The organism is Mobilitalea sibirica, assembly GCF_015999265.1.
In the GTDB taxonomy this organism is placed as follows: domain Bacteria; phylum Bacillota; class Clostridia; order Lachnospirales; family Lachnospiraceae; genus Mobilitalea; species Mobilitalea sibirica.
This window is the reverse complement of record NZ_JAEAGR010000022.1, coordinates 1-13,839: the sequence shown is the minus strand read 5'-3', so window position 1 is coordinate 13,839 and position 13,839 is coordinate 1. Positions and strand designations below refer to the sequence as shown.

Genomic DNA, 13,839 nt, shown 5'->3' with positions numbered 1-13,839 from the left:
CTATTACAGTGAAATGATTGAAGCTGTAATAGGGCTTATTATAAGTATACTTATAGATATAATTGAATAACGAGTAACATTAAAAATATGTAATTCACGACAAAATACAGTACTCTATTACTTTATGCTTAACTCTTTTTCTTATACCATTGATATGTTTTTCGAAGTCCATCTCTTAAACTTGTTTTTGGTATAATTAATCCATCTTTTATCAACTTTTTGTTGTTTAACAAAACAGAAAACTCTACATAGGGGAAGGCAATAGGGTCTGGTTCTTCCTCAGAGCGATAATATAAAATATTCGCCTTTTTACCAATAATCTCTTCACATATTTTTATATAATTTTCAAAGGTTATAATTTCATCATTACAAGCATTAAAGCAACCAAAAAGGTTTTTGGATTCCATAGTACTAATAAATAAATCGCCTAAATCTTCTATATAAATCATATGAATTCTGGTATTTTTATTACTGCATATTTCCAAGGGGGTACCGTCTTCAATTGCTTTAAATATATAGGTTTCCCTCGGAATTTCATTATATTCTCCATAAATATAGGTTGGGCGGATGATTACATAAGGAATTCCGCTGTACATAAGTATATCTTCGGCATATTTTTTGTTTAAGCCATAGGTATTATTATCTTCAGACGACAGCCGCTGGCCATTTTCATCTGTAATACCTTCTCTAAAGGTATATACTGAGGCGGTTGAACATAAGATATATTTTTCAATACTATTAGTATCAATAATATTTAACAGCTTATAAATATCGTCATCATAATAAGCATTCATATCAAATATATATTCATATCTGCTGTTTTGTAGTGCTTTTCTTAAGGCTTCGGTGTTATGTCTGTCGCAGATTATGTGCTTGTGGTAACCACTATAATCTATAGCTCTTATTCCTCGAGTTAATATATCGACTTTATAACCTTTTTCAATTAATTTCATAGCGATGCATCTACTAACAAATGCCGTGCCACCCAACACTAATACCTTGGGTATAACCTGGTTATTCATAAAACCCTCCCTATACTTTAACGAATTAGAACGAAAAATTATATAATGGATCTGTAACTGGATTAAGCTACAAAATTCACAAATAATCCCTTTAATAGGCTTTCATCTGCCTTCTTTCTTTCCATTCCATAAGGATTATTTACATCGTACTTTATCTGAGTTCGAGTTTCGCCTCCGGATATATACGAGGATCCACATTCCGGACATACATCCATTTTCAGGCTCACGCTAGCAGATATTAGCTGGGCTCCCGGTTGATTTCCTTTCCTTATTGCATTAGATACATGCTCCTGCTCATGGGCACGGACCATGGAAAAAGAAGCTCCCGGAGATATATGAGTAGGTGACTTAAATGAAACATTGCTTTCATTTGAACCATCCACATACTTTCTACTTTTACAGGTCTGACATTCTGAGCTTGCGGTCTTCTCTATTGAATTTTTCTCTTTATCACTAACCTTGTAGATACCCTGTATTTTATTTATCGCGTCAAGAGAAGGCTTTGGATTATATGCGCCAGGGTTATTATATATGGAATGATTATTATTATAACTGATTGGATTAATCATCCAATGCCTCCTTTCAGATAAGATAAAAATTCTGGATCGGATAAATATTTACCTAATAATATTATATAGTATTTTTTGGTAAAAGTAAATAAATACAGTTCGTTATATACTTTGATTACACTTACTATGTTTATAAAATAGAAAAGAGTTTTAAGAAATATTTCATTTGGAGATGATAAGTTGTGAATGAATAGTAACCAAATGAACATTGATTTTCGTTTCCTCGGGTGGTATGATAAGAATATTATGGAATATCTACGTTCTTGTGGATTGCAAGCAAAAGGCAATTAAGAATAAATAATGATTTAAGGAGTAAACGGATGGATATTTTAAAACAACTGAAAGAAGAACTTAATATACGGCGGGAACAGGTTGAAGCAGCAGTAAAGTTAATTGATGAAGGCAATACAATACCCTTTATTGCCAGATACCGAAAGGAAGCGACCGGATCTCTGGATGACGAACAACTGCGAAATTTGAATGAAAGGCTCCAGTATCTAAGAAATCTTGAAGATAAAAAAACACAGGTTATCAATAGTATAAAAGAACAGGGTAAGATGACAGAGGAGTTAAAGGCACAGATACTAGCGGCCACGACCTTGGTTGTTGTAGAAGATTTATATCGTCCTTATCGTCCGAAGAGGAGAACAAGGGCAACGATTGCTAAGGAAAAGGGATTGGAAGAATTGGCAACAATCATCTTAACGCAGGATGCAGATAAGCCAGTGGAAGAGTATGCAAAGGAATTTCTGTCACAGGAAAAGGAAGTGAATACGGTAGAAGAAGCAATTACCGGAGCCATGGATATCATTGCCGAGGATATCTCCGATGAGGCGCAGTATCGAAGCTATATTAGGGATATAACGACAAAGGAAGGTAAAATTACTTCCGTTGCTAAGGATGAAAAACAAGAATCTGTTTATGAGATGTATTATAACTTTGAAGAAAGTATAGATAAATTGGCAGGACACAGAGTATTAGCGATTAACCGGGGTGAGAAAGAAAAAGTACTTACGGTTAAAGTGCTGGCACCGGAGGAACGTATCTTACGGTATCTTGAAACGAAGGTTATTGTAAAAGATAATGCACACACCAATGGTATATTGAAAGCAACAATCGAGGACAGTTATAAACGACTTATAGCCCCTGCCATCGAGCGTGAAATACGTAATGAACTGACAGAGAAGGCAGAAGACGGTGCGATAAAAGTATTTGGTAAAAATCTTGTTCAACTTCTTATGGCCCCGCCTATTACCGGACAAGTTGTACTAGGATGGGATCCGGCATTTCGTACCGGATGTAAGCTGGCAGTCGTTGATAGTACGGGCAAGGTGCTGGATACCGTTGTAATCTATCCAACACCTCCTCAGAACAAGGTTGAAGAAGCAAAACGTATTTTAAAAAATTTAATTGATAAGTATAATATCACATTAATATCTGTGGGTAACGGTACTGCTTCCAGAGAATCAGAAATGGTTATTGTTGATTTGTTGAAAGAGATTAAGAAACCTATCTTTTATGTCATAGTAAATGAGGCAGGAGCATCGGTTTATTCCGCTAGTAAGCTGGCAACAGAGGAGTTCCCGAATTTTGATGTGGGACAGAGAAGCGCAGCTTCCATTGCCAGAAGGTTACAAGATCCCTTGGCTGAATTGGTTAAAATTGAGCCTCAGTCCATTGGTGTCGGTCAATACCAGCATGATATGAATCAGAAAAAGTTAAGTGAGGTTCTTGCCGGTGTTGTAGAGGATTGTGTGAATAAAGTAGGTGTTGATCTAAATACAGCTTCCGTATCGTTACTGGAGCATGTTTCCGGAGTAAGCAAGGTGATTGCGAAAAACATCGTAGCATATAGGGAAGCAAACGGCCGTTTTCATAGTAGAGAGGAATTACTGAAGGTGTCAAAGCTGGGTCCGAAGGCATATGAACAATGTGCCGGATTTATGCGTATTCAGGGTGGTGATAATCCTCTTGATGCAACCGGAGTTCATCCGGAATCCTATGAAGCAACGAAAGTACTTTTATCTCGTCTTGGTTTAACACTGGAAGATATTAAAGAAATCCAGGCAAAAGCCCAGAAGAATAATGGAACTGAAAAAGTAAAGACCGAATCCAAACCGGTAAAAAGACAGGAAAAGAAAAAACCGGTAATAACGGTTAAAAGTCAGACTACTACTTTTGGAAAAGCTCTTGCGGCGGCAGTCGGACAAGGGATAGAAGCAGAGATGAAAGATCAGGCAGAACAAACTGTATTAGATCAAAGTAGACAAGATACTGTGCCAAATAAAGACTTTACGGACACATCTTTTATAGGAAAGAAAATAACCAATAAAAATAAAATGGCAGAGGAACTGGGTATTGGAGAGATCACACTCATGGATATCATCAAAGAACTGGAGAAACCGGGAAGAGATCCTAGAGATGAGATGCCCAAGCCAATCCTTCGTACGGATGTACTAGAAATGAAGGATCTGACAGAAGGAATGATACTAAAGGGTACTGTCCGTAATGTTATCGATTTTGGTGCCTTTGTGGATATTGGCGTGCATCAGGACGGTCTGGTTCATATCTCTCAATTATCCGATAAGAAATTCGTGAAACATCCTCTGGATGTAGTCAGTGTAGGAGATATAGTAGAAGTAAAGGTTTTAAGTGTAGATTTAGCGAAAAAGAGAATACAGCTTACAATGAAATTATAAGAATTAGGAAGTATGGATGTGGGGCTGCTGTAAAAAGGGTTTGTTAGGATTGTACGATAAGTCGTATCCCTGAAGATTCGTTTTGCAGAGGCCCCTTTCTCCATTATACAATAGTCATTTTATAGTAATAAAGGCATACTAAAGAAAACTAGGAGGTTACGGAGAAACGCAATTTACTTTTATATTGTCCGATATCACTCACTTGACAATTATTTGCATGAGGTATATTATTGTATACCGAGTACAGATCCGGACGGATTTTGTATAACAAAAAAAGAAAGGGTGATAAGTATGCAGCTTTTAATATTAATTCTTAAAAAGGTAGAATTAATGGAGGATATTATTAAACAGCTGGCAGAGTCCGGAGTTAAGGGTGGTACAATCTTAGAAGGCACCGGTATGGCAAAAGCACTAATTAACATGGAAGATTTGCCTGTATTTGGTATGCTGAGACGTATTCTTGCGGACGAGGACAAAGAAACCTGTAAACTAATGATGTTTGTTCTAAAGGACGATCAGGTAATGACAACAAGAGGCGCCATCAAGAAGGTTATTGGTGATTTAAGTATACCAAACACAGGTATTATGTTCTCTATTCCCATTACTTATGTGGAAGGGCTTGGTGAGTAAGGGTGGAACATTATATTATTTATACTGATCTTGCTATAGCTATTATTTTGAGTTTATTAGCCGGAAAACTGGTAAAGCTTATAAAATTACCGAACGTAACCGGTTACCTGATTTTTGGTTTGCTTGCGGGACCGTATGTTTTTAAATTATTGTCCTTTGAAGTAGTTGAACAGTTCTCAATTATACCTGATATTGCATTGGGATTTATTGCTTTTTCCATAGGTGCGGAGTTTAAACTTTCTTATCTAAAGATGGTAGGGAAATCCCCTGTCATAATTGCTTTTGCCGAAGCTTTTGGTGCAGTTCTGGTTGTGGATTTTATTCTGATCATCACAGGTAATGATACTGCATTCTCTTTGATACTTGGTGCAATCGCAGCAGCCACAGCGCCTGCAGCTACATTAATGGTGGTACGCCAATATAAATCAAAGGGACCGGTAACAAATACTTTGCTTCCGGTTGTTGCCATAGATGATGCAGTTGCTTTAATGGCATTTGGTTTATCCGTTGCTATCGCAAAATCAATAATTTCCAAGGGGGCAGTTTCGTTGTCTACCACCTTGTTGGATCCTGTAATTGAAATATTTGGTGCACTTATCTTTGGAGCATTGCTAGGTATTGTATTAAAATTTGCAGCGGCCTGGTATACCGGACGGGGAAATCGATTATCTGTCGCTACCGCCATGATACTATTATGTGTCGGAATATCTGAAATGGTTGGATTTTCACCACTGTTAGCCTGTATGGCGATGAGTGCTGTATTTGTTAATCTTTCAAATGTCAGTGAAAAGGTTTTTGAACAGGTGGATCGATTGACACCGCCTATTTTTATGTTGTTTTTCTTTATTTCAGGAGCAGAGCTGGATATAACCATATTACCAGCCGTAGGTGTAATTGGTATTTTATATGTAATTTTTCGTATCGCGGGAAAAGTACTTGGAGCAGCTGCAGGAGCCAGGATATCGAAAGCGGAACCCGTTGTAAGGAAGTACCTGGGATTTACTTTGATTCCTCAAGCCGGAGTTGCCATAGGTTTAGCCGGAGTCGCTACGAATGTTGTTCCGGAGTATGGTAATAAGATAAAGACCATTATTTTATGTGCAACTGTAATATACGAACTAACGGGACCGGTGATTACAAAGATTGCTTTAAAGAAAGCCGGAGAGATACAGTAGTTTGCAGCTATACGGATGGTTTTATAATAAGTTATTAAGTACCTCAAAATGGTAGTATTAAGGTAAACATGAATAATTTGAGAGCATTAGATAAAATGGAAGTTGTGAATATCTTGACAATATGTAAAAGATAATGTAATATAATTAATATAAAAAGAATAAAGGTAAATCTTCGGGGCAGGGTGAAATTCCCGACCGGCGGTAAAGTCCGCGACTCATAGGAATGGAAGATAGATTAACATTTTATTTCTGTGATTGATTTGGTGAAATTCCAATACCGACAGTAAAGTCTGGATGAGAGAAGAGCAGCTGTATTATGAACGCAATGGATATGCCCTGATTTTATTTAAGATCAGGGCTTTTATTTTTTGCGAAAAAGCAAAGTGATCAAACAAGTTTTTTCACTTAAGCACACTAGCATATAAACGTAAAAATAATATGTTATCATAGTAGATGCTGCAACCGGGATTTTTCCTTTGAATAAAAAAGGAGAGATATAAATGAGTACATTAACAAGAATGAGTAACAATGGAACAAACAACAAGAAAATAAGTCTGTTATCAGTAAGAGGAATGACGGTAATTGCATTATTGTCAACAGTTGCGGTATTGCTTATGTTTTTAGAAGTACCACTATGGTTTGCGCCCAGCTTTTATAAAATTGATTTTAGTGAGGTACCAGTACTGATTGGTGCATTTGCTTTAGGTCCGGTAGCGGGTGTAGTTATTGAATTTTTAAAAATTGCTATTAATTTATTTCTAGAGGGTAGCGATTCAGCTTTGGTTGGCGAGCTGGCAAACTTTTTACTGGGTTGTGCATTGGTTGTACCGGCAGCAGCTATTTATTATAAAGGAAAAAATAGAAAGTCTGCTATTATTGGCTTAAGTATCGGAACCGTAGTGCTTGTAATCGTAGGAAGTCTATTAAATGCATTTTTATTGCTTCCTTTTTATGCCAGGGTATATATTCCGATGGAAACCATCATTAATATGGGAAGAGCGATAAATCCTAATATCACCAGTGTAACAACCATGGTATTATATGCAGTGACACCATTTAACCTATTAAAGGGTATATTAGTTTCTCTTATTACGATACTAATCTATAAGAGGGTTAGTTTCATTATTAAAGGATATCACTAACGAATAAGATTTTAGAAAAGATAGAGCTTCAAAGAGGCTCTATCTTTTTTTATTAATATCTGCTATAATAAAGCCGATTATTACAAGATGTACGAATAGTAACTTATTTATAGGTATAGTAACAGTGTAAGAGGTACGTAATGATAATAGAAAGCTTTCATGCAGAGGATACATTTCAACTGGGTTTTACTCTGGGGAAAAATGCTAAAAAAGGTGAAATATATTGCTTAAATGGTGATTTGGGTGTCGGTAAGACGGTATTTACTCAAGGTTTTGCGAAAGGACTGGGGATTGATGATGTTGTGAACAGTCCTACCTTTACAATTGTTCAGGAGTATCAGGGGAACAGATTGCCGTTTTATCATTTTGATGTATATCGAATAAGTGATGTAGAGGAGATGGAAGAGATCGGATATGAGGATTACTTTTACGGTGATGGAGTATGTCTGATTGAATGGGCTAAATTAATTGAAGAGCTACTTCCTAAGGAACGGATTAACATTATAATCAAGAAAGATTTAGATAAGGGATTTGACTATAGAAAAGTTATCATAGATTAATTACTATGCTGGAAGGAAAAATGTAGATAGAGTTATAGCATTGTTCTTTTTGCAGAATTTATTATTGAGAGGATGAAGTCTTATGAAATTATTAGCAGTAGATAGCTCGGGTCTGGTAGCTTCTGTAGCTGTCATTACAGAAGAGGCGTTACTGGCAGAATACACCGTGAATTATAAGAAAACCCATTCGCAGACTCTTTTACCCATGTTAAATGAAATTACTGCTATGATAGAACTTGACTTATCTGAGATAGATGGAATTGCTGTTGTTGCAGGGCCCGGCTCTTTTACCGGGCTTCGAATCGGATCTGCCACAGTAAAGGGATTGGGAATGGCTCTATCAAAACCCATTATTCCTGTTCCTACGGTGGATAGTCTTGCTTATAATCTTTATGGCACAGATAAAATAATCTGTCCCATGATGGATGCCAGAAGAAATCAGGTATATACCGGGTTGTATGAGTTTACCGGAGATAATCAATTTCATATCCTGTCGGAACAAAAGGCGGTATCGGTTGAAGAGATAATCCGTGAAATAAACGGTTACGGCAGGGAAGTAATTTTTCTGGGTGACGGAGTTTCTGTTTATAAAGAGATGATAATGGAAAAAACAAAGGTTAAGTTCACTTTTGCACCTCCCCATATGAATAGGCAAAGGGCGGGAGCTGTGGGAGCCTTGGGCCTCATCTATTATAAAGAAAATAAACTAGAGACTGCTTCCGAGCATGAGCCTGTTTATCTTCGTCTGTCCCAGGCGGAACGGGAACGGAATGAGAGGCTTAGTTAAACGTTAAATATAAAGTTGAGCATAATTAAAAATTGTAACATTAAAATGAATTATTAAGCCGGATCTTATGGGAGATGCATGACATGTTAATACGAAAAATGACGGAGGCAGATTTGGATGAGGTATGTGTCATAGAGCAAGAGACTTTCTCTGAGCCATGGAGTAAAGACGATTTTTGTAAAGCTTTAAGGGATATAAACAATGGTTATCTTGTGGCAGAGGTTAGAGATGAAATCATTGGCTATTGTGGATACTGGGGGATTGCCGGTGAAGGTAATATCTATAATATGGCAGTCAAAAAAGAATATCGTAGGCAATGCATTGGATTTTATTTGTTGGAACATTTAATAAAAGAGGCAGTCAAAGGGGGGATATCCTCCTTCACGCTAGAGGTTCGTAGTTCCAATGAGGCAGCGATACGTTTATACGAGAGGTTGGGTTTTCAGGCAACCGCAATCCGAAAAGACTTCTATACTAAGCCAAAAGAGGATGCGGTTATTATGTGGCTGGGACCTATACAGTAATTCCCACTGTAAAAAATCATAGTCAGCGTTTATAATAAAACTAAGAGAGCGTACGTGCATCATTATCAGGAGGGGATAAGTCATGAAAAAGGCAGGTAATTTAAATAAAGGTGGAGATATTCCAATTTGTTGCAATTCTTGTGGGAAAAGCCTTAAGGTTGAAAATGGAATCCTGAAGGAGGATGCATTTGAAGCTACTAAAGAATGGGGATATTTTTCAAAAAGGGATATGGAAATACATCATTTTAATTTATGTGAGGAATGTTATGATAAAATGATTGGCAGTTTTATAATTCCGGTTGAAGTTAGAAAGAAATTAGAAGCTTTATAGAGTAAAGAAGTAAAATTGAAAGTTTTATGATGAAAAGAGTTGGTTCACACATGCCGGCTCTTTTTTATGTCATAGGAAATTTCAACGAAGTTCCTATGACATAAAAAGCCTTCCAGGTAGGATGCTCGCACGTAAGGAGATTTGCCGGTTTTACCGACCTCGCCAGACGCGAGAGTTTACCAAGGCAAACTTATTAAACCTTTACCCTAAGTCGTATGAAACATATTTCTGGACAAACGATAGAAAATCCTGTTAAAATATAAATAATTAACTTTAAGATTCAATCATTTGTGGTAAACTAATATTGAATCAATTAAGAAAGGCATGGATAAAAAATGTTAGATGTATGTTTATTGGGTACGAGTGGAATGATGCCGTTGCCCGGAAGATGGCTGACTGCCCTTATGACCAGATTTAATGGGAGCAGTTTATTAATAGATTGCGGTGAAGGAACTCAGATTACGATAAAGGAAAAGGGATGGAGTTTTCATTCCATTGATACCATTTGTTTTACCCATTATCATGGAGATCATATCAGTGGTCTGCCGGGGCTTCTTTTATCAATGGGTAATGCAGACCGTACTCAACCGGTAACTTTGATAGGCCCCAGAGGATTGGAAAGGGTAGTGAATGCACTTCGCGTTATTGCTCCTGAATTACCGTTTCAATTGAATTTTATCGAACTTACAAAACCAGAAGAAACATTAGAGGTGAACGGATATATAATCAATGCATTTCAGGTAAAACATAATGTAATGTGTTATGGATACAGCATTCTAATAAAACGAGGCGGAAGATTTTATCCGGAAAGAGCCCTTGAAAACCAAGTACCTCAAAAATTCTGGAATCGTTTACAAAAAGGAGAGACTATCACAGATGGTGATGTTGCATTTACTCCTGACATGGTTTTAGGTCCTCCGAGAAAAGGCATTAAACTTACCTATTGTACCGATACCAGACCAACGAAATTGATTGTAAAGCATGCTTTGGAGTCGGATCTTTTTATCTGTGAGGGTATGTATGGTGAATCAGACAAGGACCAAAAGGCCAAGGAATATAAACATATGACCTTCCAAGAAGCAGCTAAGATTGCGAAGGCAGCTCAGGTAAATGAAATGTGGTTAACTCATTACAGCCCTTCATTAACCCGACCGGAAGATTTCATTCATGAAGCAAGAAAAATATTTCCGAATTCAAAAGTCGGAAAAGACAGAAAAAGTATAACCCTGGAATTTGATAAAGACGAATAGCTATAGTGCAAAGGAGGATACGGGATGGGTAAGGCAAAGATAAGGACTGCCACCACCATCATAACAATGACGATTGTGGCCGGCATCATAGTATTTGTGTATTTTTATTGGTCTAACAGAACGGATCCGCTAAAAGAGGCCTCTTTTGAAGAAATTACAGAGGTAGAGAAATTACTGAATAAAGATTTAACCTTATTTTATCCGGAGACCCCAAGGGAAGTAGTTAAGCTTTACAGTGCCATGTTTAAGGAACTTTATTCAGACATTAAGGATGATGAAACTGAAGCACTGGCACTTAAAATCAGGGAACTCTATGATAAGGAGCTATTAGCGTTAAATCCAAAGGAAGAATATTTAAACAATTTATACTCAGAGATAGCTTCAGCAAAGAAAGCTCACCGTAAAATATCGCATTATTATCTTATTAATAAGGAAGAAGAAGCGAAAACCATTAAAGACGGCAAGGAATATGCAACCGTTTCTGTCTCCTATACCATACAGGAAAAAGGAAAGATATCCGAAACCCGGAAGTTTATTCTTAGAAGAAGCGATGAAGGGGAATGGAAAATACTTGGATGGAAGAAGGAATAATAAGCAAAGAATAGATGCTAAAGAAGCGTAAAGTGAATGAAAATTCAGCTATTGTATCGGAAGCGGCAACATGGAGGTTATGATGACAAAAGATATTTTGGTATTAGCAATAGAAACATCTTGTGATGAAACGAGCGCAGCAGTTGTTAAAAATGGAAGAGAAGTGTTGTCGAACATTATTTCATCACAAATAGAACTGCATAAGTTATATGGGGGTGTTGTTCCGGAGATCGCCTCCAGAAAACACATAGAGAAGATTAACCAGGTAATAGAGGAGGCATTATCTAGCGCCAAGGTAACATTGGAGGAAATTGATCTGATTGGTGTTACCTATGGTCCCGGCTTAGTAGGAGCCCTATTGGTGGGTGTTGCCCATGCCAAAGCCTTAAGCTTTGCAACAAAAAAAACATTAGTCGGTGTACATCATATAGAAGGACATGTTTCAGCAAACTATATTGAGAATAAAGAATTGGAGCCTCCATTTCTGTGTCTGATTGTATCCGGCGGACATACGCATCTGGTATTGGTAAAAGAATATGGAGAGTATGAAATAATTGGACGAACCAGGGATGATGCTGCCGGAGAGGCCTTTGATAAAGTTGCCAGAGCAATTGGCCTTGGATATCCGGGAGGGCCTAAGATAGACAAACTGTCTAGGGAAGGTAATAAGGATGAAATTAATTTCCCCAGAGCGCAAATTGAGGGAGCACCGTACGACTTTAGCTTTAGCGGACTAAAATCAGCAGTACTTAATTATATTAATTCCTGTGAAATGAAAAAAGTTCAAATGAACAAAGCGGATATTGCAGCCTCGTTTCAGGAGGCAGTTGTTGATGTTCTTGTTACAAAGACAATTATGGCAGCGAAGGATTTTCATATGAATCAAGTAGCCATTGCCGGCGGTGTGGCTGCCAACTCTCACCTTAGGGAAGCGATGGTAGCAGCATGCAGGGATAATGGGATATCATTTTACTACCCTTCTCCGGTATATTGTACAGATAACGCCGCTATGATAGGAACGGCGGCCTATTATGAATATCGAAAAGGAACAAGAAGTGGTTATGATTTGAATGCGGTTCCGAATCTAAAAATTGGAGAAAGATAGGAATAGGAGAGTTTATGAAACAAAACAGAGTTACAGCCATTGTACTGGCAGCAGGACAGGGAAAACGGATGGAAACTTCGGTTGCAAAACAGTTTTTAACTCTGGACAATAAGCCGGTAATCTATTATTCGCTCAAGGCTTTTGAAGAAAGCAGCGTTGATGAGATTATATTAGTAACAGGAAGAGAACAGATAGATTATTGTATGGAGCATATCCTTAAACCGTATCAAATAAATAAAGTATCACGAGTAATTGAGGGCGGAAAGGAACGATATGAATCCGTTTATCATGTACTTAAGGATATTAAGCAGACAGATTACGTATTAATTCATGATGGAGCTAGGCCTTTTATTGCAACCAATCTAATAGAAATGTTGATTGAAAAAGTGAAAGAATTTAAGGCATGTATCCTTGGTACTCCTGTAAAGGAAACAATAAAACAAGTTAATGAAGATGATTATATAACCGCTACTCCGGATAGAAACACATTATGGGCAGCCCAGACCCCTCAGGTATTTTCATACGAAGCTATTAAAAAAGCATATGATTTGTTTTATGCGGATGAAGAGATGAATAAGAAAGCAATCACCGATGACGCGATGGTTTATGAAAAGTATATGAAGCTACCTGTGAAAATGGTTATGGGAAGTTATCATAATCTAAAACTTACCACCCCGGAAGATTTAATAATTGCAGAGACTTTGCTTCATAATATATAGGAAACAGAAGGAGGTTCGAATTGTAAAATACAGATTCAGCTAAGAAGTTTAAAGAAATGATTGAATCTTTCGAATTGTAATAAAAAATCCAACAATTTCCCGAATGAATAAAAGAAAACCACTTGACACAGGATATTTAGGATGATATACTAGCTAAGCGACGTTTGGAGAGATGCCCGAGCGGCTTAAGGGGCTGGTCTTGAAAACCAGTGATTCTGAAAGGAACCGTGGGTTCGAATCCCACTCTCTCCGTTTTCTATAAAGACCATTGTTATTTGGTGGTTATAGTGTTTCGGTTAAGTGAAGTAGTAATTAAGAGCTAATTCATTGAAACGAAATAACTTCTATTATAGAATAGATCATGAAAACAGATCATCCTTATGGAGAAATACCCAAGAGGCTGAAGGGGCTCCCCTGGAAAGGGAGTAGGTCGTTAATAGCGGCGCGAGGGTTCAAATCCCTCTTTCTCCGTTCTACTTTTCAAATTTAGATACCAAGAAAAATGGTAAAAAATAAATATTAGAAAAGTAGTTGACAAAGTGTAAGATGCATGATAAGATAGTCAAGCTGACGTTGAGAAACACAGCAAACAAGAGCATTATTACAACAAATGAACCTTGATAATTGAACAGTGAAACAACCCTGAAAATTCTAAAAATATGGAGTTATCACATGGCTCCAAAAATAGATTTTCATTATAAGTATTAGTGTCTCGTCAGAGACGATAATACTTTA

At 37.3% G+C, this 13,839-nt stretch carries 14 protein-coding genes, 2 tRNA genes and 1 riboswitch; of the genes, 14 read left to right on the top strand and 2 right to left on the bottom strand.

Annotated features, from left to right (window positions below):
* Positions 1-128: 128 nt before the first annotated feature.
* The gene (locus I5677_RS16110; RefSeq protein WP_197662681.1) at positions 129-1,022 is read right to left on the bottom strand and encodes an NAD-dependent epimerase/dehydratase family protein; all 894 of its coding nucleotides are present in this window, start codon (positions 1,020-1,022) and stop codon (positions 129-131) included.
* A gap of 62 nt (positions 1,023-1,084) precedes the next feature.
* Positions 1,085-1,591: a hypothetical protein gene (locus I5677_RS16105; protein WP_197662680.1), complete on the bottom strand. Its 507-nt coding sequence runs from the start codon at positions 1,589-1,591 to the stop codon at positions 1,085-1,087.
* 320 nt (positions 1,592-1,911) lie between these two features.
* Here I5677_RS16105 and I5677_RS16100 point away from each other — a divergent pair, with 320 nt between their 5' ends.
* The 14 genes from I5677_RS16100 to I5677_RS16035 all read left to right on the top strand — a co-directional run bounded on the left by I5677_RS16100 (position 1,912) and on the right by I5677_RS16035 (position 13,575).
* Positions 1,912-4,290, top strand: coding sequence for a Tex family protein (locus I5677_RS16100; RefSeq protein WP_197662679.1), 2,379 nt, complete (start codon positions 1,912-1,914; stop codon positions 4,288-4,290).
* Between the two features lie 291 nt (positions 4,291-4,581).
* Positions 4,582-4,920 carry a hypothetical protein gene (locus I5677_RS16095; RefSeq protein ID WP_197662678.1) on the top strand — a complete coding sequence of 113 codons (339 nt, stop codon included), beginning with the start codon at positions 4,582-4,584 and terminating at the stop codon, positions 4,918-4,920.
* A gap of 47 nt (positions 4,921-4,967) precedes the next feature.
* Positions 4,968-6,095, top strand: a complete 1,128-nt coding sequence (locus I5677_RS16090; protein WP_206762721.1) for a cation:proton antiporter — start codon at positions 4,968-4,970, stop codon at positions 6,093-6,095.
* 164 nt (positions 6,096-6,259) lie between these two features.
* A riboswitch (FMN riboswitch) is annotated at positions 6,260-6,405 on the top strand.
* A gap of 190 nt (positions 6,406-6,595) precedes the next feature.
* Entirely contained in the window at positions 6,596-7,237 is a 642-nt protein-coding gene (locus tag I5677_RS16085) for an ECF transporter S component (RefSeq protein ID WP_243456630.1), read from the top strand.
* Between the two features lie 140 nt (positions 7,238-7,377).
* The gene (gene tsaE, locus I5677_RS16080; protein ID WP_197662676.1) at positions 7,378-7,797 is read left to right on the top strand and encodes a tRNA (adenosine(37)-N6)-threonylcarbamoyltransferase complex ATPase subunit type 1 TsaE; all 420 of its coding nucleotides are present in this window, start codon (positions 7,378-7,380) and stop codon (positions 7,795-7,797) included.
* A gap of 82 nt (positions 7,798-7,879) precedes the next feature.
* Entirely contained in the window at positions 7,880-8,584 is a 705-nt protein-coding gene (gene tsaB, locus I5677_RS16075) for a tRNA (adenosine(37)-N6)-threonylcarbamoyltransferase complex dimerization subunit type 1 TsaB (RefSeq protein WP_197662675.1), read from the top strand.
* Between the two features lie 83 nt (positions 8,585-8,667).
* Positions 8,668-9,108 carry a ribosomal protein S18-alanine N-acetyltransferase gene (gene rimI, locus I5677_RS16070; protein ID WP_243456629.1) on the top strand — a complete coding sequence of 147 codons (441 nt, stop codon included), beginning with the start codon at positions 8,668-8,670 and terminating at the stop codon, positions 9,106-9,108.
* Between the two features lie 82 nt (positions 9,109-9,190).
* Positions 9,191-9,439, top strand: coding sequence for a hypothetical protein (locus tag I5677_RS16065; protein WP_197662673.1), 249 nt, complete (start codon positions 9,191-9,193; stop codon positions 9,437-9,439).
* Between the two features lie 335 nt (positions 9,440-9,774).
* Entirely contained in the window at positions 9,775-10,689 is a 915-nt protein-coding gene (locus I5677_RS16060; protein WP_197662672.1) for a ribonuclease Z, read from the top strand.
* A 24-nt stretch (positions 10,690-10,713) separates the two neighbouring features.
* Positions 10,714-11,280 (top strand): DUF6715 family protein, encoded by a 567-nt coding sequence (locus tag I5677_RS16055; RefSeq protein ID WP_197662671.1) that lies wholly within the window; start codon positions 10,714-10,716, stop codon positions 11,278-11,280.
* A 79-nt stretch (positions 11,281-11,359) separates the two neighbouring features.
* Positions 11,360-12,385, top strand: coding sequence for a tRNA (adenosine(37)-N6)-threonylcarbamoyltransferase complex transferase subunit TsaD (gene tsaD / locus I5677_RS16050; RefSeq protein ID WP_197662705.1), 1,026 nt, complete (start codon positions 11,360-11,362; stop codon positions 12,383-12,385).
* Between the two features lie 14 nt (positions 12,386-12,399).
* On the top strand, positions 12,400-13,104 hold the full coding sequence (gene ispD / locus I5677_RS16045; RefSeq protein ID WP_197662670.1) for a 2-C-methyl-D-erythritol 4-phosphate cytidylyltransferase: 705 nt from the start codon (positions 12,400-12,402) through the stop codon (positions 13,102-13,104).
* A gap of 166 nt (positions 13,105-13,270) precedes the next feature.
* Positions 13,271-13,356: transfer RNA gene (locus tag I5677_RS16040), tRNA-Ser, on the top strand.
* A gap of 130 nt (positions 13,357-13,486) precedes the next feature.
* Positions 13,487-13,575, top strand: a tRNA-Ser gene (locus tag I5677_RS16035).
* Positions 13,576-13,839 lie beyond the last annotated feature (264 nt).

What these genes read in the sequence shown, in the direction of transcription:
- I5677_RS16110 (WP_197662681.1), bottom strand. Translation starts at nt 1,022, where the DNA reads ATGAATAACCAGGTTATACCCAAGGTATTAGTGTTGGGTGGCACGGCA.
- I5677_RS16105 (WP_197662680.1), bottom strand. Translation starts at nt 1,591, where the DNA reads ATGATTAATCCAATCAGTTATAATAATAATCATTCCATATATAATAAC.
- I5677_RS16100 (WP_197662679.1), top strand. Translation starts at nt 1,912, where the DNA reads ATGGATATTTTAAAACAACTGAAAGAAGAACTTAATATACGGCGGGAA.
- I5677_RS16095 (WP_197662678.1), top strand. Translation starts at nt 4,582, where the DNA reads ATGCAGCTTTTAATATTAATTCTTAAAAAGGTAGAATTAATGGAGGAT.
- I5677_RS16085 (WP_243456630.1), top strand. Translation starts at nt 6,596, where the DNA reads ATGAGTACATTAACAAGAATGAGTAACAATGGAACAAACAACAAGAAA.
- tsaE (WP_197662676.1), top strand. Translation starts at nt 7,378, where the DNA reads ATGATAATAGAAAGCTTTCATGCAGAGGATACATTTCAACTGGGTTTT.
- tsaB (WP_197662675.1), top strand. Translation starts at nt 7,880, where the DNA reads ATGAAATTATTAGCAGTAGATAGCTCGGGTCTGGTAGCTTCTGTAGCT.
- rimI (WP_243456629.1), top strand. Translation starts at nt 8,668, where the DNA reads ATGTTAATACGAAAAATGACGGAGGCAGATTTGGATGAGGTATGTGTC.
- I5677_RS16065 (WP_197662673.1), top strand. Translation starts at nt 9,191, where the DNA reads ATGAAAAAGGCAGGTAATTTAAATAAAGGTGGAGATATTCCAATTTGT.
- I5677_RS16060 (WP_197662672.1), top strand. Translation starts at nt 9,775, where the DNA reads ATGTTAGATGTATGTTTATTGGGTACGAGTGGAATGATGCCGTTGCCC.
- I5677_RS16055 (WP_197662671.1), top strand. Translation starts at nt 10,714, where the DNA reads ATGGGTAAGGCAAAGATAAGGACTGCCACCACCATCATAACAATGACG.
- tsaD (WP_197662705.1), top strand. Translation starts at nt 11,360, where the DNA reads ATGATGACAAAAGATATTTTGGTATTAGCAATAGAAACATCTTGTGAT.
- ispD (WP_197662670.1), top strand. Translation starts at nt 12,400, where the DNA reads ATGAAACAAAACAGAGTTACAGCCATTGTACTGGCAGCAGGACAGGGA.